Origin of the sequence: Flavobacterium sp. (assembly GCF_043778725.1) — a bacterium.
Classification (GTDB): Bacteria; Bacteroidota; Bacteroidia; order Flavobacteriales; family Flavobacteriaceae; genus Flavobacterium.
This window is the reverse complement of the sequence record NZ_JAYWFT010000002.1, coordinates 1-21,160: the sequence shown is the minus strand read 5'-3', so window position 1 is coordinate 21,160 and position 21,160 is coordinate 1. Positions and strand designations below refer to the sequence as shown.

Here is a 21,160-nt window from a genome sequence, read left to right as displayed (position 1 = left end):
TTCCTTAACAATTTGTTACACAAAAAAATTGGTAAACACATTAAAATATAGTAGATTTATATTTTTTTAACACATACAGGGTTTTTACTGATTAAATCTAGTGTTTTTCCTATTTAGATTGTATTAAAAAATTTTGAGATTTGTTGAAACTTTAAAAATTAGAAAATTATGAAAACAATCTCCTTATTTTTTATTTCAACTTTTTTATTATTTGGATTTAAATATTCTGAAAATAATATCATTAATAACGAAAATATAGTACTTCAAAAATGCATAAGTATTGAAGAGTATAAAAAAATAGATACGAGTGAATCTGATAAACAAGCGCAATGGTTAAAGATTAATTCAGATAATGTATGCGAAAAGGAAGAATTTTACAAACTCGTTTATGGACAACATTTAATTAATAAAGTAAAATTTGAAAATGAATTAAAAAATTCTGCAAATGATAAAATATTAAAAATTCATTGGCTAGATTTGAACAAAATGCTATCTAAATATGGTGATTATGAAAAATATGTTGCTTTTCAAGTTGATAGTAATGGTAAATTAGGGCTTAAGTTAATTGATAACTTTGTAAAAAGCCCATCTTGTTATTCTGTAGCTTTTTTTAGAAGCATTTTTTATGATAAAACAATAAATATTCTAGATCCTAAAGTTTTTTTTGAATTTCATCAATTAGACAATGGTTATGTAATTTTTTCTCTTATTGAAGTTAATGGACCACAAGAAAATAGATTGTCTTTTCATAATATCTCTGATGTTCCTTTACTGGTTTCACCACATTTAGAAAAAGAAAACAACTCCTACTCTTTTCAAATTACTAAATATGACGAATTAAAAATTAAAAATTTAAATAAACAAAATTTTGATATGATGAAAAATAAAAAGAGTGTAAAAATGAATAAACTAAAAACTAAAGTTAAATGAAAAAAATTTTACTTTTAATTCTAATATTTATTATAGGACTATTTATAGGAACAAAACTTTTTAATACCAAAGAAGATAAATCAGTAAATAAAAACTCGTGTAGCTCTAAACTACTAGATGTTGTTACTAATGGAACTAAAATAGATAATATAGAGTTGAGCAAAATTCTACAAAGTTGTGGTTCTATAATTTGTGACCCAAAAAATGTTAATTTGTCAAAAAAAATTGAAGGATTTCATACTATCAATAATTCGAATTACGAAAATATGATTTACCGTTTTTGGGGTTCAAATATTGACCTAACAAATTCAAAATATTACAATGAAGTGAAATGGAGTGATATAGAAACTGAAATAAAAGATATTTGTTACGAAAAATATATAAGCTTTTATTATAGTGCAAATCTTATTAATGATGTTTCATTAACAACTACTAAAAGTTTTACAGAAAAACCATCTTGCTATTCTATACCATTATTTAAAAGTATATATGAAAATCACAAAAGTGATATTAATGCAAATACAAAAGTTAAATTTTACAAAGCATTAAATCAAAATAATGATGTTGTAGTAGTTTTTAAAATAGAAGGACTAAAAGTAGGTGGTTATTATGATATTTCTGACATGCCAATGATTGTAATTCCAGGTTATTTAAAGTTTTTAAAAGATTTAGCTAAATTATTGTCATGACATTTATAAAAATTTTAATTCTAGTTACTTTATTGCATGCTTTATTAAGATTAAACAATAAAATTAAAATAAATTTATTTTTAACTATATTGCTTTTTATAAGCGTTGTAAACGAAATTTTATCTTATTTCTTATTAAATCAAAATTATAAAATAAGTTTAAATGCAACAATTTATATCATTTTCAGTACCATTATTTGGTTGAATATAATTTATATTATTTTTCAAAGACAAAAAATAATTTTGCTATTACTACTTTCATTTTTAATAATTAGTTTATTCAATTTATTGATAGGCCAAGGTTACAACTCTTTTAATACCTACACTTTTATTATTGGATCTATAATTTATATTGGATTATTTATTTTTGAAATTATAAAAAAAATAAAGCAAGAAGATTTAACTTTTTTTCAAAAGAATGAATTTTTATTATCTATTATACCTGTCATTTTTTTTTTATTTTTCAGTTTTATGTTTGCTTTTAACAATAAAAAAATTCTTTTATTTACAGTTTTTGATAAGTTAATTTTATATTCATTTCTAGGAAATTTAGCTAACATAGTTTATTACGGATTAATAAATCTTTATATTTTTAATGACCATAGAACAAAGTAAATTATGATTTATGACATTGCACTAGGCATCATCATTAGTCTATTATTCATAAGTTTAGTAGTGCTTTTTTGTGTGATTTTAATAAAACTATTCATCAAGAAAATAAAAGAACACAATCTTAAAGAAATTGAATTTCAAAAAACATTAAATCTGACTATTATTGAAACCCAAGAACAAGTTTTTAACAATATCTCCCAAGATTTACACGATGATATCGGCCAACAACTTACTTTTATTAATTTTCAATTAGAAAAAATTAAAATTGATGCACATCGACCTCTCGATGACTTAAATAAATTGAGTGATTCAGTATCCAAAGTATCACAATCTATTAGAGAATTAAGCCATTCTATGAATCATCATGTTATCAATAAAAATGACTTGATTAAAGCGATTAATGAAGAAGTTGAACGCATTAAAAAATACAAAGACACACAAGTGATTTTTGATTATTTTCATTCTGATAAAATTATTAACGATACCCAAAAAATTATTATTTTTAGAATTTTTCAAGAAACAATAACCAATACCATCAAACATTCTAATGCAACCAAGATTGAAATTCATATTGATTTTGATCCTAATTTTGTAATGAAAATAATCGATAACGGAATTGGTTTTGATGTGGAAAGTGCATTGAAAAAAAAATCACTTGGGTTATTTAATCTTTATAAACGTGCCGAAATAATTGATTATTCTATCGAAATAAAATCCAATAAAAATCAAGGAACGCAACTAACATTGAAAGAAAACTAACCTAGTAATGAATAACATTTTACTCTCAATTATAGACGACCATGCCATTGTAAGGCAAGGTTTAAAAGATTTATTAGAAAAACTTGGCGGATTTACAGTTGTATCAGAATTTGAAAACGGACAACAATTTATTGCATCATTACCTCAAGAAGATAAAATCGATGTATATATTTTAGATTATTCGATGCCTAAAATGACTGGAATTGATGTATTAAAACACCTAGAAACTTTACCTGACGAATATCGAGTGTTATTATTAACGCAACATTTTGATGAGTCAATAATCAATGATGCTTATAACTATGGAGCACGAGGTTTTTTAAACAAAAATTGCTCAGCTCACGATTTGAAATTTGCTCTCGAAAACATTGTAAAAATTGGATACAATAACGTTTCTGAAATTTTAAAAAGAATTAAAAATTACGAAATTAAAGACGCCAATAAATCTGCCATCTCTCTTACAAGTCGCGAGTTAGAATTTCTAAAATTAGTATGCAATGAAAACGAATACACCTATGAACAAATGGCTGAATTAATAGGCGTTTCTGTAAAATCTATTGATGGATATCGAACTAATCTATTTGAAAAATTCAACATTAAATCCAAAGTAGGATTAGTATTATTTTCATTCAAAAATAAATTAACAGAACCTTTTTTGTAATAACTATTTTATCTTCTTCTGATAATAAAATGCAGGAATAAAGAGTATTACAAAAATTGGCTGAATAATAAATCTTCTTATGTAGAACAACGCCATTTTATTTTCGGTACCGCTAACTTTGAGCATAAAAAAGAAAGCTACCATTAAAATACTTCCAAAGAAGACATACAAAAAAGTAGAAAATTTAATGATTTTAGAGTCTCTAAATAACAGATATAACAAGCCAAGAGACAACATCGAATTGAGATAAAATCGGAACCCTAAACTGAAGAATAATTTCACTGCATCATAGTTTGGTAAAGGTAAACTTGTGAAATTAGTCTTGAAATAATCCAAAAAAGGATCATAAAAAATGACATCTTCATACATTCTAATTGCCACTAAAGACAAGAGAATTACAAATATAAAGACTAAATTTGTTTTATTTTTTAGTAGATTTTTTAGCATAAGATGAATAGTTGTTAACCCAAATAACCCAAAGTAAAAATACAATTCCATAAATAAATAACGGAAAAATTACACCGTGAAGCACATGTTCATACTGCGGATAATGAAATATAGCCATACAAAGTAATGCAATTCTTAAAACATTAAAGATATGAACAAGCAAACTTCCTGAGATAATAAAGAGAAATGTTTGTTTAAATTTTCCTGTAAAAGCAATTACAAAACTGACAAAAAGAATGATCACGCTCAATGCGTTACATCCTTCTACAATGCGTGCTACCCATTGTGTATGATAAAATAATTTTACACTTGGTTCTTTATAATTTGGCATTGTATAAGACTGTGAATCGAATAGTGATAAAACTACTTTAGATTGCTTGGCAACAATTTGAGTAAATCCATCAACCTCAAATTTTTTCTCGTCAAATTGATTGAGATAACTTTGATAAATAAAAGTCAAGACCAAATAGGTAACGAAAAATTTGGTCAAGAAAAGCAGAAAAGGTTTAAATTGGATAAGATATTCTTTCAAAATATAATTTTTAACAAATTTTAGGTAAAAGTAAGAAATTGCAATGGTTACTTTTGTAAAAAAAATTAGAATATGAATTTTGATAGTTTACAACCACAAGTAATTTTGATTCTTTCAGACGAAAAATTAAGTCGAGATGAAAAATTAAAAAACCTATGCCAGTTTTTATCTGACAACATCGAATATTATAATTGGGTAGGATTTTACTTTGCCAATCATGAAAACAATACATTACATCTTGGACCTTATGTTGGCGCAGAAACAGATCATACTGTAATTCCGTTTGGAAAAGGAATCTGCGGTCAAGTTGCCGAATCGAACGCAAATTTTGTAGTTCCAGATGTTGCGGCTCAAGACAATTACATCGCTTGTAGTTTTACAGTTAAATCAGAAATTGTTGTTCCGTTATTTGTAAACGGAATTAATATTGGGCAAATAGATATTGATAGTCATGTAATTGACCCATTTACAGAAGCTGACGAACGTTTTTTAGAATTTGTAAATCAAGAAGTTGCAAAGCTTTTTTAAAGAAATTCCAAATTCCAACATTTACAGTCTATTTATTGACTTTACTTTAAAAACACCTTTGGTATTTGGGATTTTACCATTTGAATTTAATTTCAGATTTGGTATTTAAAAAATAAAGTGTATTTTTGCACTCGAATTGAGAAAACCTCTATTCATACATAATAATCATTTAAAATAATATTGGAATGTATTTATCTAAAGAAACAAAAGCTGAAATTTTCGCTAAACACGGAGGAAAAGCTGAAAACACAGGTTCAACAGAAGGTCAAGTAGCACTTTTCACTTTTAGAATCTCTCACTTAACTGAGCATTTGAAAAAAAATCGTCATGATTATAACACAGAGCGCTCGTTAGTTCTTTTGGTAGGAAAAAGAAGAAGTCTTCTTGATTACTTGAAGAAAAAAGATGTTGTAAAATATCGTGAGTTAATTAAAGAATTAGGTATTAGAAAATAATACATAAAAAGAGGTGCCCACGCGCCTCTTTTTTTTTACAATAACAATACGCTTTTTAAAAAAAAAGTTTGGTTTTTCATTGGGTTTTAGGCAGTAACTACGCCACACAAACAACACAACTACACGTGTCCGCCGACAGGCAGACTAAAACCAATGTTAAATCAATAACAAACAAAATTATGATTCCACAATTATTTGTAGAAAGCATCGATTTAGGTGATGGAAGAAACATCACAATCGAGACAGGTCGTTTGGCAAAACAAGCTGACGGATCTGTAGTAGTAAGAATTGGTAAAACTGTAATCTTAGGAACAGTTGTATCATCAAGAAAAGCAAGTCCAGGTATCGACTTTTTACCGTTAACGGTAGATTACAGAGAAAAATTTGCAGCAGCAGGTCGTTTTCCTGGTGGTTTCTTCAAAAGAGAAGCGCGTCCAAGTGACAACGAAGTATTAACAATGAGATTAGTTGACCGTGTTTTACGTCCGCTTTTCCCATCAGATTATCATGCAGAAGTGCAAGTTATGATTCAATTGATGTCTCATGACGAAGATGTAATGCCAGATGCATTAGCAGGTTTAGCAGCTTCGGCAGCACTTGCATTGTCTGACATTCCTTTTGAAACTTTAATTTCTGAAGCTAGAGTTGGAAGAATTGACGGTAAATTCATCATCAATCCAAGTCGTGCACAATTAGAATTGTCTGATATCGACATGATGATTGGAGCTTCAACAGATTCTATCGCAATGGTAGAAGGAGAAATGAAAGAAATTTCAGAAGCAGAAATGGTAGAAGCAATTAAATTTGCACACGAACACATCAAAAATCAAATTGCTGCTCAAGAACGTTTGCAAGCTGCTTTTGGTAAAAAAGAAGTTCGTACCTACGAAGGAGAAAGAGAAGACGAAGCAGTTTACGAAAAAGTAAAAGCAGCATCTTACGATAAAATTTACGCTATTGCAAGTAAAGGTTCAGCTAAACACGAACGTTCGGCTGCATTTGATGCTGTAAAAGAAGAAGTAAAAACGTTGTTTACTGAAGAAGAATTGGCAGAAAATGGAGATTTAGTTTCTAAATATTTCAAGAAAGTCAACAAAGAAGCAGTTCGTAACGTAACTTTAGATTTAGGAACGCGTCTTGACGGAAGAAAAACTACAGAAATCAGAGACATCTGGTGTGAAGTAGATTATTTACCATCAGTTCACGGTTCGGCATTGTTTACTCGTGGAGAAACGCAAGCTTTGGCAACTGCAACTTTAGGAACTTCTAGAGAAGCTAACCAAATTGATTCGCCATCAGAACAAGGAGAAGAAAAATTCTATTTACATTATAATTTCCCGCCATTTTCTACAGGAGAAGCTCGTCCGTTAAGAGGAACTTCAAGAAGAGAAGTTGGTCACGGAAACTTGGCACAACGTGCTTTAAAGAACATGATTCCTGCTGATTGTCCTTATACAATTCGTGTAGTTTCGGAAGTATTAGAATCTAACGGTTCATCTTCTATGGCAACGGTTTGTGCTGGAACATTATCCTTAATGGATGCTGGTATTCAAATGATTCGTCCAGTTTCTGGAATTGCAATGGGATTGATTACTGATGGTGATCGTTTCGCAGTTTTATCTGATATCTTAGGTGATGAAGATCATTTAGGAGATATGGATTTCAAAGTAACTGGAACTTCTGAAGGAATTACAGCTTGTCAAATGGACATCAAAATTGACGGATTGAAATACGAAATCATGGAGCAAGCATTAGCTCAAGCTCGTGATGGACGTTTGCATATTTTAGGAAAATTAATTGAAACATTGGCTAAACCAAATGCTGACGTTAAAGTTCATGCTCCAAAAATTATCATGCGTACAATTCCTGGAAACTTCATTGGTGCCTTAATTGGACCTGGAGGAAAAGTGATTCAAGAATTACAAAAAGCTACTGGTTGTACTATCGTTATTAACGAAGTTGACGAGCAAGGAGTTGTAGAAATTCTTGGAACTGATCCAGACGGAATTGCAGCTGTATTGGCAAAAATCGATTCTATCATTTTCAAACCACAAATGGGTGAAGCTTATGAAGTGAAAGTAATTAAAATGTTAGATTTTGGTGCAGTAGTTGAATATACTGATGCTCCAGGAAACGAAGTTTTATTACACGTATCTGAATTGGCTTGGGAAAGAACAGAAAATGTTGCTGATGTTGTAAATATGGGTGATGTTTTTCAAGTGAAATATTTAGGAGTTGATCCTAAAACTAGAAAAGAAAAAGTTTCTAGAAAAGCACTTTTACCAAGACCAGCTCGTGAAGAAAATCGTGCTCCAAGAGACGAAAATCAAGCACCAAGAGAAGGAAATAAAATTACTCCTAAAACAACAGAGGAATAATTAATTTTTAGAATATAGAAAAGCCCAACTTGAGAAATTAAGTTGGGCTTTTTGTTTGTAATTATTTATAAACATTCGATCTTCATGTATAAAAAATACATTTTCTTATACACGTTATAATTTCATGTACAAAAAATCGAATTCTTTATACACAACATAAAAAAGTCTCACTTAAAACAATTAAATTCTTACATTTGAAAATACCAAAACAAAAAAATTATGGCGTTCATTATTTTTATATTAGTAATTTGTATTTTCATCCTATTTAATAATTTTTACACTTTAAAAAAAGAAAGTTCTTTTATAAAATCTATAGTCGAAAAATATAGTGAGGAAACTGCAACTTTAAAAAGAGAAATTGCTGAAATCAAGAAAATAATTGATGAGAATCTGGAACAAGTTCAGATTGAAAAGCATCCAAAAGAAGTTCAAGAGAAACCAGAAGAAATTGATGAGAATCTGAAACAAGTTCAGATTGAAGAATACAAACCTTACTTCACTCCTATTCCTGATGAAGAAATGCCAAAACAATCGGCACCAATTGTGGAAATTCCAGAAATTGACGAGCCAATTTTAAATCTAGAACCAAAAGAAGAACCCATAATTAGTTACGAAAGTCAATCGGCACCACCACGAGCAGAAAAACAAGTAATTTTTGAAGAAAAAGTATATGTTGAAAGTGCCTTTTCAAAGTTCTTGAAAAATGCCGAAAAACAATTTGCCGACAATTGGACTGGAATTCTAGGAACAGCAATTATGGTTCTCGGAATTGGTTATTTGAGTATTTACACCGCGTTAAAAGTTACGCCATTATTTAGAATTTTAATTTTGTGGTTGTACGCAGGAGTATTATTTGGTTCCTATTATATTTTACAGAAAAAAGAAAAATGGGCAACAACTGGACTTTGGCTGCGAAGTGCTGGCGCAAGTTTGTTTCTGTTTGGATGTTTTGGTGCGTCGCAAATTCCGGCATTGGCTTTTATCTCGAATCCGATTGCTGGTTATTCGTTGATTGGTCTCGGAATTGCACTCAATTTATTTGTAGGTTACATCATCAAAAAACAAACTTTTTTATCGCTTCATGTTGTTTTGAGTATGCTGATTTTATGTGTAATCCCAGAAAAAAGTTTGGCAACAATTCTATTAGCAACCATTACTGCAACAATCGGAATCGTCTTATCGTACAAAGAAAAATGGGAATATCATTTACTAATTGTCATTACTGCTTTTATCATTTTTGACATTTGGTTTAATGCACAATACACAAAATTAACTTTAACCGACAACATTATTGCGATTCTCGGAATTATAACCGTTGCAGCAAGTTGTATGTTTATGCAATACCGAAAAGTTTATGAAAATACGCATTTCGACAAAGCTGGATTTGTAACACATTTAACCAATTGGATTTTATTCGCAACTGGATTAATTTTACATTCTACTGGCAGTAAATTCAAGACTTTTGTGCTGTTTGGCGGCGCATTAATTTGCTTTTTTATTGCACTGAAAGCTCGAAAAAAGAAAGTATTTTGGTTGTATCATTTAGACGGAATGGTTTCGTTTATATTACTGACTTTAAGCATCATAATGCTGAACGATTGGAAAGTTGGAATTGACATTATTGCTTGTGTTTTATATTTAGTGATGCTGGTTTGCTTGTTCGTAGTTTACAAAGCGCAAGAAACTTTATTGCACAAAATTTTCCTTGGAATTAATCATTTATTCGGAATTGGATTAGTGATTTTTGGTGCGTTATTGATTTCTAATTCATTGGATTTAAATAAAATTACTAGTTCGTTTTCAACTTCGATTGTTTTATTTATAATTGCCATTTCTATTCCGATTATTGCTTCTATTAAAAAAGAATATTCAGAAATAGATTCGTTTTTTGGCGAAAAAAGTTTGAGTTTGAATGGTGTTTTGGCAATGGTATTTTCGGTTTTTGTGATTACAAATGCAAATGAAGTTTTAATTGACAATTCATTTGTTTACATTCTAATTGTAATTGCATTAATTTGGGCATTTTTGAGAAAAAAATTCGATAATCCAACCTTTGATATTGGACGAATACTCTTTTATGTTTTGGTATTATTCATTGGAATTTTCATCATCAAAATTGAAGAAAAGTCCTATTACGATTGGACATTTGCATTAGGATTAATACTTGTTGTAGCTTTAAACTGGACAATCAAACATTTCTACAAAAATGATTTCATAATACGATTTATCGGAATAGTTGGCATCAATGCTTTACTACTGATTTTAGTTTACAAATATTTACCTCATTATCAAATTGTTCAAATTTTCAGTTTGTTTGGAATTGCGCTATTGAACCACGAGTTTTTATGGATTAATTTCAAGAAAAACAGTTTGACAACCGACAACCAAACGTTGCTGTACTTTTTCTATTATTTTTTCACCGTAATTGGAAGTTTATTGTTCTTATACCATTCCTTTGATTTTACAAATCCCGAAATCGGACTGACTTGTTTGGGAGTTTCAGCGATTGAAATCTATGTATTATTTGCCAAAAGAATCCGAAATAATTCAGAAGAAACCGCTAAAGAATGGACTAGTTTAAATTTACTGAATTCTGAATTGTTGCTTTTTAATGTTATCCTTTTTGGATTTTCATGTATTCAAGTGGACTATTTATCGGTGTATTTCGCTGGATTTGCAATTGTAATGTTTATAGCTTTTCAAAAGTTGGAAGAATTCAAACGTTTTAATAATTACTCGTTTTTATTCTTAATAGGAAGCATAATTTTGACACTTTATATAGCCTTGGATAACATTTATAAAATAGATAAAACCATAGTTTACTTGACGCAAACAGTTACCATTTTATTGTCAGTTGGATATTCCTATTTGCAATTGAAATCTACTGATGAAAAAGGAAAACGTTTCATTACGGCTTTACCTTACATTCAGAATTTATGGATAGTGGCGTTGCTTTTCATTCAGGTTGAAATTACTTATTTGCCTTTATCATTCATGGCATTAGCATTCCTAAATTATTGGTTTATAAGTAAAGAGAAAATCAAAATCGAAATACATTTTGTTCCAGTAATTGCTTTGTTAGCCATTGTAATTTCTTGTTATTATAGTTTTGACAAATTAAATAATTTCACACTAATAGATTGGATTACACAACTTTCGAGCGTTGCATTAGGTTTGTTTTTGGTAATCCTTTTAAACAAAAAAGAAAGCATCGATTCGATGAAAATCAAGTATCAAATTGTATTAAATATTTGGCTTTCGATAATTATGTTTTCACAATTAGAACACAAATGGCTTCCTGTATTTTGGGCATCAACAGCTATTTTGAATTTATATTTGTATCACAGAAAAATCAGTCAAGAAAAGAAAATTAGTATTGTTTATTATTTATTGGCCAATTTGCATTTGGGCTTTTTGAGTTTCAATTTTTACCAATCTAAATTCCTATTTGTCTATTTATTGATATTCGTTTTATTAGCTGTTTACATCTATTTAGCCACAAAATGGATGGAAAACTTCAAACTCAAAAACAGTTTATTGATTTATCCTGCGACACTAAGTATTGGATGCTTTTTATACCTAACCTTCGACAAAGGAATTCTAACCTTCTTCTGGATTTTGGAAGCCTTGGGATTATTGATTTTAGGAATCATATTAAAAGAAAAATACTTTAGATATGTATCGCTTTCATTGGTTGGAATTTGTGTAATTCGATTGATGTTTTTCGATTTATCGAATGCCGATTTCTTGATTCGAGCATTAGTTTTACTAGGTGTTGGTGTTGTTTTATTGGTTATGAATAGTTTGTTTAAGAAGTATAAAGATCGATTTGAATAAAAATAAAACTTTTTTTAAACACAATTTATTTTTTTGACGCAACCTTTTTAAAATTTATACACTATTAGATATAAACTTTAAAAAAATCATGCTATGAAATTGAAGATTCACCAACACAAAAAAAATAATTATAAAAATGTGAGTAAAAACTTCAGTTTAATAGTTGTTTTATTATTTACATTTATCGGAATTAACTCTTGTAGTGATTTGGACGATAACGCATCGGTAAAGGATTTAAAAGATGTTATTACAAGAGATTCTGAATTATTTCAACTTATAGAAAAAGTAACTACCGACGGCGATAATCCAACTGAAACAATAGTTTGTCTTGATTTTATTTATCCTTTTCAAGTATTAATTTATGATTCAAATTTACAGCAAGTTGGGACACAAATTTTAATTAGTGACACTCAATTTAGTTCGTTTTTAGGACAGTTACCAACAAATCAATCTATAAGTATAAGTTATCCAATTAGTACAACACTTGCCGACGGAACTATTTTTTCTGTAAATTCTAATGCCGAATTAAAACTTGCAATTGACAGTTGTTCTAAAGAAGATATTATAAGTTATTGCAATGGATTATTTGGTAGTGAAACACCTTGTGTATGGAAAATACCTTACACAATTAATAGTGATAATAAATATGCAAGCGGTATCTTTGAAGCTAATGGCAACGGAAGTTTAAATTTTAATTACAATGGATTAAATTATACTGGAACATGGGTTTTTCTATTTGTTGACAATAAATTACACCTAAATATTAATCTTGAAGGAACATCGCAAGTAGCATTAGATTTAAATATTGATAGAGAAATTCAATTAATAAACGATGACATAAAAATCTTATCATCACCTAAACCTATTGTTTTAAGGAAATCTTGTCAAAGCACTACAGTATATCAAATTGGCGATACAGGTACAGGCGGTGGATTAGTTTTTTATGATAAAGGAAGTTATAGTTTGGGTTGGCGCTATCTAGAAGTTGCACCAACAGATTTAGGTTTTTTTGAATGGGGTTGTTATGGTTCAATAATTCAAAATACAAGTTCACAAATAGGAAGTGGTTTATTGAACAGCGTATTAATTGCTAATTATCATGACAGTTTATTAACTTATTATTCTAATCCGGCGGTTTGTAATGCCTTGAATAATGGAAGTTTGTCAAGTAGAGAAGCATTATTATTGCAACAAAACAACTATAATGATTGGTTTGTTCCATCAGAAAACGAACTTGCATTGCTTTATCAAAACCTACATTTACAGGGAATAGGCTCATTTACTAACACATTATATTGGAGTTCTTCACAAGTTGATGGAACTAATGCTAAAGCTATTAATTTTTCTAATGGAATAAGTATTTCAACATCGAAAATTCCTAATCCGAACAATATTAAAACTAGAGCGATAAGAAAATTTTAATTGACAAGTATATCTTTAATACATTAACTCAAACATCCATTTCTTGACTCAAGAAGAACTCATAAAAGGTTGCATCAAGCACAATAGAAATGCCCAAGAAGCATTATACCATTTGTACAAAAAAACTCTTTTTGTGCTATGTCTAAAATATTGTCCTAATGAAACTGAAGCTGAGGACAATCTACACGATGCTTTTATAGAAATTTACTCGAACATTAAAAACTATAAAGCACACGGAACATTTGAAGGCTGGATAAAACGAATTACAATAAACAAAGCCATTAATAGATACAAACAATCTTATTTTTTAGTTCCAATAAGAGATGATTATACTCAAGATACAAAAGTAGAAGATTATGAAATTGACTTTTCTTTGGATTATATTCTATCATTAATTCAAGAATTGCCACAACAATATAGGTTTGTTTTTAGCCTATTTGAATTGGATGGTTATACACACAAAGAAATATCAGAACTACTGTCAATTACTGAAAGTACTTCAAAATCAAATTTACATAGAGCAAAATTAATTTTGAAAGAAAAAATAAAATCAAAAAAATCATTCCATAATTATCAATCTAGCAATGGAAAATAAAAAAGATATAGGCACAGCATTTAAAGAAAAATTAGATCATTTGGATAAAATACCAAGTGCTAATTTATGGCGATCAATTGAAAAAGAATTGGATAAAAAAAAGAAAAAAAGAGCGTTATTTTGGTTTTTTCCAGCACTAATTCTTCTAGGACTTATGATGTTTTTGTTTTTTAACAATCAATTTTCTCAAGATAAAATCGTTGATTTTAAAGAACAATTGAACCCAATAAAATCTATTGATGATAAAAATCTGAAAACAGCAACTGACACAACTAAAAGTAATACCAATAGCACTAAAAAAAGCAAAAAAACAATTGCAACCAAAGGTATTTCTAGAAACAATTCTGAAACAAAAAATACATTAAAAGAAAACGAAATAGGACAAAATAAATCTAAAAAAAGAGTTCAAACAAGAACTGAAAGATTGGTAAGTGAGTCTAAAAAAACAATTGTTTATAACGAAAATTATGAAGAATATGAAGTTGTAAAGAAATACAAAATCGTTGTAAGAAAAAAAGTTACCACAGTTAAACCTAAGATAGTGAGTAAAAATAAACCAAAAATAAAATATGTAAATAAAAGCAAACAGAATAAAAAAAAATTGATAAAAAACAAATTAAATAAAACAATTATCTCAAGTAAAATAGCAATTGTTAACCCTAATGAAAAAACAACTTTAGAAAAGCCAAAAGAATTAATTACAATTGAAAAACCTAGTATTAAAGTTGAAAATGATTCTGTAAAAAAAGCAGAAGCTACACTAAAATCTAAGAAAAAAACAGTTTTAAAGAGAGAACAACACAAAGATTCAACAGATTTAGAGGAGACAAAAAACATTGAATACTATGGATCTGTTTTTTATGGACCAACATTATTTGGTTCTTTAAATGCAAATTCTATGATAAATTCTGGATTGACAGACGTAACTAACAAACATCCAATTACGTTTTATTATGGGTTTTATTTTAAATCTAAATACCAAAGATTAGGATTGAGTTTGGGATTTTCAAAAATTAATTTGAAAACTGCCTATCAATTTAATCAAAATGGATCTATACCAAATTATAAAAATATTGAGCTTAATAATTCTAATTCACCGCTTACCGTTGCCAATTATATCGCGAGCGCTACTAATGCAGAATTGATTCAAAAAATATCCTATTATGAGTTGACCTTAGCATTTTATTATTCCGTAGCAAAGCAAGAAAATAAGTTTGGTGCCGAGGTAACTTCGGGAATAAGCATGCTAACTTTAGACGAAAATAAACTTTATTTATCATCCAATGAAAATGAAGATTTAGCTATTGGTACGGCAAAAAATATATCAAAAATAAATCTTTCCTATAATGTGGGAATGGCTTTTAACTATAAATTATTTGACAAAATCTCTCTTGATTTTAATCCGGTACTAAAATATTATTTTTCTACTTTTAACGAAAAGAGCGAGTCTAAACCTTATAGTTTATCTATTCAAACTGGTTTTACTTATAAATTTTAAAATTGTAGTTGGTTATTAAACCTCAAATTTTAACTTTAAAAATTGAGGTTTTTTTTATTACTAACTACCCATTAAATAGTCTATTTCTTTTAATTGATTTTCCTTTTTTAATAAGATAAGCGTGGTAACAACTTGGCACATCATGCGTCCATTTTGGTAAAAAATAAATTATCAAATAAACGTCTATATGACCAATTACTCCAAAGAAAACTGCTAAGAAAAACGGAATTCCTGCACATCCAAAACCAATCATTGAAATAAAAGCCACAAGCAAAGTAACGCCCCAAAGTTTAGATAAAATTGCATGAGTACAGGTTTCTTTTTTAAATTTTGCCAGGCTAAAAATATATGTTAATCCTTCCATTAAGAAAATTATTGCAATGGCATATCTGTGGTTTATAATTATTTCGGGATTTAAAATCCATCCGCACCAACTAACACAAAGCCAGAAAACTAAATCGGTTTGAGAATCCATTCTCCTTAATTTTTCGGAGGAAACACTTAGTCTTCGTGCTATAATTCCGTCAAAAATATCAGATAGTAATCCTAAAAAAAGCAATAATACAAGCTCTGTTCTTATTGCATTACCAAATTTATATGTCAAAAAAATCATTGTTGGCCCTAATAATAATCTAAATAATATTAAGAGTTGTGGGGTTTTATTTTGCATAAAATATTTAAATTATTGTTTATAAACTATTCCAAAAGCTATAGCATGCGAACCAAAATTAGATTCCATGACTTCAATTAAATTAGACGGCGTAAACCGGTATTGCAATATAATTCCAACATTTTTATATTTTATAATGAATTGCCATCGACAAACTGCTTTTCCCAAAATGATTATCGATTCTTTTTGTGAACCAATTGTATGGCGTGAAATTATAATTAATAGAAAATCCAATATTTTTACCAGTAAAACTTACACCTTGCGCAGCATATAGACACGTTAAGGCTTTTGTGTTGGTGTCTATATGATAAGAATATTGACCGTTCTCATCAGCATAATAGCCACTTGTATCTTCTGGATTTTCTTTATCTTCAAACGAAAAAAAACTTGCGCCAAAAGTTGAACTCCATTCTAAAGAAACCTTTTTATTTAATAAGTTCAACGAATACAATTTGTTAACTCTAATGGAAGTTTGAACAGTAACTCCTTTTGGTTTTACATTAAAAACAGAATCTTTACCAGTATAAACAAAGCTATCATTAACTTTTGGTATAATAATAGTAAACCCAAAATCGAGTAAATCGTTGTGCTCAATTCTAGTTCTATACCAAAATCCAAATTGTTGTGAAGTTTCAATTTTAGATTTTAAATTTCCCAGCGGAATAAGATAACCGGCTTCAAATTTAAAATGTTCAAATCTTGTTGTGTCTCTACTAATTTCTTGTGAATTGGAATTTACAAAAAATAAAAACGATGCTAAAACAAGTACACTTTTCATGATTTACCAGTTTAAAAAAGGCATCGACCTTTTGTTATTACTATTCCAAAAACCAATTTGTAATCCTTTTTGAGTTTTACATTTATTGATAATTCCAATTTGAATTCCTTTAAAGTTTTGAGAATTATTTAAAACTCCAATTTGAATTCCGTTCAATTGTTGCGAGTTATTACTAAAGGCTACAAACATTCCGTTAGCAAATTTTGAATCGTTAGCAAGCAAACTAAGATGAAGTCCGTTTAGTTTAGTTGTGTAGTTATAGATTCCGTTTATGGAAATTCCGTTGCACGAATAACCAGCATTAAATAAAGAAATTGATATCCCAGAATAAGCAATATCTTCGTTCCTATTGGAATGACCAGTTCCAATATTTAAGCCATTAACATGTAAAGTTGGTGTCTCTTGAAAACCTCTTCTTGCTGGATCGTCAAACATTAAAATAAAAATCGATAACGGATTTATCTCAATATTCAATCCATTTACACTTTTAATAGAATTGTTTTCACTCATATTCAAACCTAATCCTAGCGCCAATCCGTTAACTTTTAAAGTTCTACTTGACCTTGGTGTGATACTAAAAAATTTGGTTTTGGTGTCATTTTGCGTAAATCCATTTAAAGTAAACATCATTAAAAGGAATAAAATTCTTGCTTTCATAATTATTAGTTTTAAAATTATAAGACAAAAATATTGCGAATAACACAATTAAATTAGTGATAAATAATAATTAAATTTTATATATTTGCGATTATCGCAAATTATGAACAATCAAGAACTACTTTTAAAAGAAATTAGAAAACAACTCGCACCATCAACCTCATTAAATGATGAAATTGCGGTTGTATTGGGTATAAGTTATGATGCTGCGCACCGACGTGTTTCGGGCAAAAGCAAATTTTCTATTGACGAATCAATTGTTCTTTGCAATCATTTCAATATTTCTATGGATTCGCTTTTCTCTAAAAATGATAAAGTAATTATTGAAAAAACTATTGAGATTAGTTCATTAAAAGACATGCTCAATTATTTCAAAAAATCGGCAGAACGAATAGAACAATTAGCAACAACAGAAAAGGCTATTTTATATTATTCAGCCAAGGATATTCCGCTTTTTTATTTTATGGATGGCACAATTATGTCTAAATTTAAGGCCTATGTTTGGTTAACTTTATTAAATCCAAAACAAGAAACTACAGCTTTTGAAAATTTTGTTATTGACGAATCGTTTATGGAGCATACGCAAAAATTGAAAAAAATTTATGAAAAAGTAACCGTTAAAGAAGTTTGGAACGATACCACAATAAACAGCAGTTTACAGCAGATTTTATACTTTTACGAAGCAGGTCTATTGACTTATAAAAGTGCAACTGCTTTATATCAAGATTTAAAAAGAATCCTTAATCTAATTAATGAAAAATCAAATAAAGCCAATTATTTTATCTATTACAATGAACTTATATTACTAAACAACAATATGTTAATTGAAACTGATAAAAAATTAACTATGTTTATTCCTTATACCTTATTGGGTTATTTTATTACAGATAATACAGAAAGCTGTCAAAACGTACATCAATTTTTCAATCAACAAATCATCAATTCGAAACCATTAAACCAATCGGGAATTAAAGACAGAAATCTATTTTTCAATAAAGCCATTCGCAAAATAGATTATTATTTGGAACGTTTAAATAATCAAGTTGATGTATTGTTTTAAAATAAAAATCCTTTTTTGTAACTTTTTTGCAACTCATTACGTATAATAATCTGAACACTTTAAAGTAAAGGAAAAAAAATAATGAGACAGCTTAAAATCACCAAGCAGGTAACCAATCGTGAAACTGCTTCCTTAGACAAATACCTACAAGAAATAGGAAAAGTTGATTTGATTACTGCCGACGAAGAAGTAGAATTGGCTCAAAAGATTAAAGCTGGAGATCAAAAAGCTCTAGAGAAATTGACAAAAGCTAATTTACGTTTCGTGGTTTCTGTTGCTAAACAATATCAAAATCAAGGACTTACACTTCCAGATTTAATTAACGAAGGAAATCTTGGTTTAATTAAAGCAGCACAACGATTTGATGAAACTCGTGGATTTAAATTCATTTCGTATGCCGTTTGGTGGATTCGTCAATCGATTCTTCAAGCTTTGGCAGAACAATCTCGTATTGTTCGTTTGCCATTAAATAAAATTGGTTCTATCAATAAAATCAACAAAATGTACGCTTTATTAGAGCAATCTAATGAAAGACCACCTTCTGCTGAAGAAATTGCAAAAGAACTAGACATGACTGTAAATGATGTAAAAGAGTCAATGAAAAACTCTGGTCGTCACTTATCAATGGATGCGCCTCTTGTAGAAGGAGAAGATTCTAACCTATACGACGTTTTACGTTCTGGTGAATCTCCAAATCCTGATAGAGAATTAATTCACGAATCATTACGTACAGAAATTGAACGTTCGTTAGAAACCTTAACACCAAGAGAAGCAGACGTAGTTCGTTTGTATTTCGGTTTGGGCGACCAACATCCAATGACTTTAGAAGAAATTGGAGAAACATTTGATTTAACTCGTGAGCGTGTTCGTCAAATTAAAGAAAAAGCAATTCGAAGATTAAAACATACTTCAAGAAGTAAAATCTTGAAAACGTACTTAGGATAATATTCTTTTAAGGTTACAGGTTTAAAGTTTCAGCTCACTCTAAAAGAACTTGAAACTCTAAACCTGAAACTTTTTTATAGCAAACAACAGTCTGATTAACTGTTCGTTTTTTGATTGATGATTGAAACTCCGGCTGATTACCGGAGTTTTGTTTTTTGCATGGCAAACAAAACTCCAGTCTGTTCGCTTCACTCGAGTTTCCGGAGTTTTGTTTTTTAATCTGAACTCATTTCAGATTCTTTAAATATAATCTACCTTTGCAATTACAACAGATGCTGAAATGAATTCAGCATAAACAACATAACTAATCTCAGCATTTAAAGATGCTGAAATAAATTCAGCATAAATGAAAAACACACTAATTGCACCATCAGTTTTAGCTGCTGACTTTGCAAATCTACAACGCGACATTGAAATGATTAACAATAGTGAAGCCGATTGGTTTCATATTGATATAATGGATGGTGTTTTTGTTCCAAATATTTCTTTTGGAATGCCAGTTTTGGAAGCTATTTCTAAACATGCAAAAAAAACAATTGATGTTCATTTGATGATTGTAGATCCAGACAGATACATCAAGACTTTTGCCGATTTAGGTTCTAATATTTTGACCGTTCACTACGAAGCTTGCACCCATTTACACAGAACTTTACAAGCTATCAAAGCCGAAGGAATGAAAGCTGGAGTTGCTTTAAACCCACATACAAATGTTAGTTTGTTGGAGGATGTGATTAAAGATATCGATATGGTTTGTATCATGAGTGTCAATCCTGGTTTTGGCGGACAATCTTTTATTGAAAATACGTATAAAAAAGTAAGACAATTAAAAGAAATCATCACTAGAAACAATGCCGCAACTATTATCGAAATTGATGGTGGCGTTACAAGTAAAAACGCAGTTCAATTGGTTGAAGCTGGCGCCGATGTTTTAGTAGCTGGAAATTTTGTTTTTAAAGCCGAAAATCCAACAAAGACAATTAGCGAATTGAAGAAGTTAACCACTATTTAACATGGGTTTTTACTATTAAATTTCATGAGTTTTACTTTATTATCTTCACCTTTACAAGGATTTACAGACTTTAGATTTAGAAATGCCCAAAACAAATATTTTGGTGGCATTGACACTTTCTATTCGCCATACATTCGCTTGAACGGAAAACTTGTAATTAAGTCATCTTACGAACGCGATTTGCTTCCTGAAAATAATAATACTTTAGAAGTAATTCCACAAGTAATAACTAACGATGCGGATGAATTTTTATTTGTTTCAAAATATGTTCAAGAATTGGGCTACAAGGAATTAAATTGGAATTTAGGTTGTCCCTATCCAATGGTTACCAAATGCGGAATGGGTTCTGGATTGATAAGTAATTCTGAAAAAATAAATACCATTCTTGACAAAGTACATTCCGAATCGGACATCATCGTTTCCATGAAAATGCGATTGGGTTATGATACTACAGATGAAATTCTTCAGGTTTTACCAATTTTAGATAGGTATCCAATTAAAAATATTGCCATTCATGCTCGCATAGGAAAACAACTTTACAAAGGCGGTGTTCACTTGGAGGCTTTTCAAAAATGTATTGACAACACCAAACACAAATTATAGGCGGATTCAAGTATCTAACGCAACATCGTTAGTTATTTAGTTAGTATCAAAAATAGCATTTTTCGTTTAAAATCTGCTTAATTTTAGAATAACTTT

At 29.4% G+C, this 21,160-nt stretch carries 19 protein-coding genes and 1 pseudogene; 15 read left to right on the top strand and 5 right to left on the bottom strand.

Features of this window, described 5'->3' with window-relative positions:
• Positions 1-168: 168 nt before the first annotated feature.
• From ACH2CG_RS00820 to ACH2CG_RS00805, 4 genes are all read left to right on the top strand, one after another.
• Positions 169-930, top strand: a complete 762-nt coding sequence (locus ACH2CG_RS00820) for a hypothetical protein (RefSeq protein ID WP_395061233.1) — start codon at positions 169-171, stop codon at positions 928-930.
• Complete coding sequence (locus tag ACH2CG_RS00815; protein ID WP_395061232.1) at positions 927-1,619, top strand: hypothetical protein; 693 nt, start codon at positions 927-929, stop codon at positions 1,617-1,619. The genes ACH2CG_RS00820 and ACH2CG_RS00815 overlap by 4 nt, the downstream gene beginning before the upstream one ends.
• A 617-nt stretch (positions 1,620-2,236) precedes the next feature.
• Entirely contained in the window at positions 2,237-2,989 is a 753-nt protein-coding gene (locus ACH2CG_RS00810; RefSeq protein ID WP_395061230.1) for a sensor histidine kinase, read from the top strand.
• A gap of 7 nt (positions 2,990-2,996) precedes the next feature.
• Positions 2,997-3,650 carry a response regulator gene (locus ACH2CG_RS00805; RefSeq protein ID WP_395061228.1) on the top strand — a complete coding sequence of 218 codons (654 nt, stop codon included), beginning with the start codon at positions 2,997-2,999 and terminating at the stop codon, positions 3,648-3,650.
• Between the two features lie 3 nt (positions 3,651-3,653).
• Here ACH2CG_RS00805 and ACH2CG_RS00800 read toward each other — a convergent pair whose 3' ends face one another.
• Together ACH2CG_RS00800 and xrtF are read right to left on the bottom strand one after the other, a co-directional pair.
• Positions 3,654-4,097 (bottom strand): exosortase F system-associated protein, encoded by a 444-nt coding sequence (locus ACH2CG_RS00800; RefSeq protein ID WP_395061226.1) that lies wholly within the window; start codon positions 4,095-4,097, stop codon positions 3,654-3,656.
• Complete coding sequence (gene xrtF, locus ACH2CG_RS00795) at positions 4,072-4,629, bottom strand: exosortase family protein XrtF (RefSeq protein ID WP_395061224.1); 558 nt, start codon at positions 4,627-4,629, stop codon at positions 4,072-4,074. Before xrtF ends, ACH2CG_RS00800 begins: the two co-directional genes overlap by 26 nt.
• A 72-nt stretch (positions 4,630-4,701) precedes the next feature.
• On the opposite strand from xrtF, the gene ACH2CG_RS00790 reads away from it, so the two are divergent.
• The 7 genes from ACH2CG_RS00790 to ACH2CG_RS00760 all read left to right on the top strand — a co-directional run bounded on the left by ACH2CG_RS00790 (position 4,702) and on the right by ACH2CG_RS00760 (position 15,342).
• Positions 4,702-5,157, top strand: a complete 456-nt coding sequence (locus ACH2CG_RS00790; protein WP_395061222.1) for a GAF domain-containing protein — start codon at positions 4,702-4,704, stop codon at positions 5,155-5,157.
• A gap of 185 nt (positions 5,158-5,342) precedes the next feature.
• Complete coding sequence (gene rpsO / locus ACH2CG_RS00785; RefSeq protein WP_035123529.1) at positions 5,343-5,612, top strand: 30S ribosomal protein S15; 270 nt, start codon at positions 5,343-5,345, stop codon at positions 5,610-5,612.
• A gap of 179 nt (positions 5,613-5,791) precedes the next feature.
• Entirely contained in the window at positions 5,792-7,990 is a 2,199-nt protein-coding gene (locus tag ACH2CG_RS00780; RefSeq protein WP_395061220.1) for a polyribonucleotide nucleotidyltransferase, read from the top strand.
• Positions 7,991-8,209: 219 nt separating this feature from the next.
• The gene (locus tag ACH2CG_RS00775; RefSeq protein ID WP_395061218.1) at positions 8,210-11,827 is read left to right on the top strand and encodes a DUF2339 domain-containing protein; all 3,618 of its coding nucleotides are present in this window, start codon (positions 8,210-8,212) and stop codon (positions 11,825-11,827) included.
• Between the two features lie 93 nt (positions 11,828-11,920).
• On the top strand, positions 11,921-13,249 hold the full coding sequence (locus ACH2CG_RS00770; RefSeq protein WP_395061216.1) for a hypothetical protein: 1,329 nt from the start codon (positions 11,921-11,923) through the stop codon (positions 13,247-13,249).
• 43 nt (positions 13,250-13,292) lie between these two features.
• Positions 13,293-13,844 (top strand): RNA polymerase sigma factor, encoded by a 552-nt coding sequence (locus ACH2CG_RS00765; protein WP_395061214.1) that lies wholly within the window; start codon positions 13,293-13,295, stop codon positions 13,842-13,844.
• Positions 13,834-15,342 (top strand): hypothetical protein, encoded by a 1,509-nt coding sequence (locus tag ACH2CG_RS00760; protein WP_395061213.1) that lies wholly within the window; start codon positions 13,834-13,836, stop codon positions 15,340-15,342. The genes ACH2CG_RS00765 and ACH2CG_RS00760 overlap by 11 nt, the downstream gene beginning before the upstream one ends.
• A 64-nt stretch (positions 15,343-15,406) precedes the next feature.
• Here ACH2CG_RS00760 and ACH2CG_RS00755 read toward each other — a convergent pair whose 3' ends face one another.
• From ACH2CG_RS00755 to ACH2CG_RS00745, 3 genes are all read right to left on the bottom strand, one after another.
• Positions 15,407-16,012: a CDP-alcohol phosphatidyltransferase family protein gene (locus ACH2CG_RS00755; protein WP_395061211.1), complete on the bottom strand. Its 606-nt coding sequence runs from the start codon at positions 16,010-16,012 to the stop codon at positions 15,407-15,409.
• Positions 16,013-16,136: 124 nt separating this feature from the next.
• Complete coding sequence (locus tag ACH2CG_RS00750) at positions 16,137-16,790, bottom strand: hypothetical protein (protein ID WP_395061209.1); 654 nt, start codon at positions 16,788-16,790, stop codon at positions 16,137-16,139.
• A 3-nt stretch (positions 16,791-16,793) separates the two neighbouring features.
• A complete protein-coding gene (locus ACH2CG_RS00745; protein WP_395061207.1) occupies positions 16,794-17,447 on the bottom strand; it encodes an LA_2272 family surface repeat-containing protein in 654 nt (217 codons plus the stop codon).
• A gap of 103 nt (positions 17,448-17,550) precedes the next feature.
• Here ACH2CG_RS00745 and ACH2CG_RS00740 point away from each other — a divergent pair, with 103 nt between their 5' ends.
• The 4 genes and pseudogenes from ACH2CG_RS00740 to ACH2CG_RS00725 all read left to right on the top strand — a co-directional run.
• Positions 17,551-18,507 carry a helix-turn-helix domain-containing protein gene (locus tag ACH2CG_RS00740; protein ID WP_395061205.1) on the top strand — a complete coding sequence of 319 codons (957 nt, stop codon included), beginning with the start codon at positions 17,551-17,553 and terminating at the stop codon, positions 18,505-18,507.
• Positions 18,508-18,588: 81 nt separating this feature from the next.
• Complete coding sequence (locus ACH2CG_RS00735) at positions 18,589-19,452, top strand: RNA polymerase sigma factor RpoD/SigA (RefSeq protein ID WP_007137700.1); 864 nt, start codon at positions 18,589-18,591, stop codon at positions 19,450-19,452.
• Between the two features lie 346 nt (positions 19,453-19,798).
• Positions 19,799-20,461 carry a ribulose-phosphate 3-epimerase gene (rpe, locus tag ACH2CG_RS00730; RefSeq protein ID WP_395061203.1) on the top strand — a complete coding sequence of 221 codons (663 nt, stop codon included), beginning with the start codon at positions 19,799-19,801 and terminating at the stop codon, positions 20,459-20,461.
• A gap of 24 nt (positions 20,462-20,485) precedes the next feature.
• Positions 20,486-21,061: pseudogene (locus tag ACH2CG_RS00725) on the top strand (tRNA-dihydrouridine synthase family protein); the annotation flags it as partial.
• Positions 21,062-21,160: the final 99 nt, after the last annotated feature.

What these genes read in the sequence shown, in the direction of transcription:
- ACH2CG_RS00760 (WP_395061213.1), top strand. Translation starts at nt 13,834, where the DNA reads ATGGAAAATAAAAAAGATATAGGCACAGCATTTAAAGAAAAATTAGAT.
- ACH2CG_RS00770 (WP_395061216.1), top strand. Translation starts at nt 11,921, where the DNA reads ATGAAATTGAAGATTCACCAACACAAAAAAAATAATTATAAAAATGTG.
- ACH2CG_RS00800 (WP_395061226.1), bottom strand. Translation starts at nt 4,097, where the DNA reads ATGCTAAAAAATCTACTAAAAAATAAAACAAATTTAGTCTTTATATTT.
- ACH2CG_RS00735 (WP_007137700.1), top strand. Translation starts at nt 18,589, where the DNA reads ATGAGACAGCTTAAAATCACCAAGCAGGTAACCAATCGTGAAACTGCT.
- rpe (WP_395061203.1), top strand. Translation starts at nt 19,799, where the DNA reads ATGAAAAACACACTAATTGCACCATCAGTTTTAGCTGCTGACTTTGCA.
- ACH2CG_RS00745 (WP_395061207.1), bottom strand. Translation starts at nt 17,447, where the DNA reads ATGAAAGCAAGAATTTTATTCCTTTTAATGATGTTTACTTTAAATGGA.
- ACH2CG_RS00815 (WP_395061232.1), top strand. Translation starts at nt 927, where the DNA reads ATGAAAAAAATTTTACTTTTAATTCTAATATTTATTATAGGACTATTT.
- ACH2CG_RS00755 (WP_395061211.1), bottom strand. Translation starts at nt 16,012, where the DNA reads ATGCAAAATAAAACCCCACAACTCTTAATATTATTTAGATTATTATTA.
- ACH2CG_RS00750 (WP_395061209.1), bottom strand. Translation starts at nt 16,790, where the DNA reads ATGAAAAGTGTACTTGTTTTAGCATCGTTTTTATTTTTTGTAAATTCC.
- rpsO (WP_035123529.1), top strand. Translation starts at nt 5,343, where the DNA reads ATGTATTTATCTAAAGAAACAAAAGCTGAAATTTTCGCTAAACACGGA.
- ACH2CG_RS00780 (WP_395061220.1), top strand. Translation starts at nt 5,792, where the DNA reads ATGATTCCACAATTATTTGTAGAAAGCATCGATTTAGGTGATGGAAGA.
- ACH2CG_RS00810 (WP_395061230.1), top strand. Translation starts at nt 2,237, where the DNA reads ATGATTTATGACATTGCACTAGGCATCATCATTAGTCTATTATTCATA.
- ACH2CG_RS00820 (WP_395061233.1), top strand. Translation starts at nt 169, where the DNA reads ATGAAAACAATCTCCTTATTTTTTATTTCAACTTTTTTATTATTTGGA.
- ACH2CG_RS00790 (WP_395061222.1), top strand. Translation starts at nt 4,702, where the DNA reads ATGAATTTTGATAGTTTACAACCACAAGTAATTTTGATTCTTTCAGAC.
- ACH2CG_RS00775 (WP_395061218.1), top strand. Translation starts at nt 8,210, where the DNA reads ATGGCGTTCATTATTTTTATATTAGTAATTTGTATTTTCATCCTATTT.
- ACH2CG_RS00740 (WP_395061205.1), top strand. Translation starts at nt 17,551, where the DNA reads ATGAACAATCAAGAACTACTTTTAAAAGAAATTAGAAAACAACTCGCA.
- ACH2CG_RS00805 (WP_395061228.1), top strand. Translation starts at nt 2,997, where the DNA reads ATGAATAACATTTTACTCTCAATTATAGACGACCATGCCATTGTAAGG.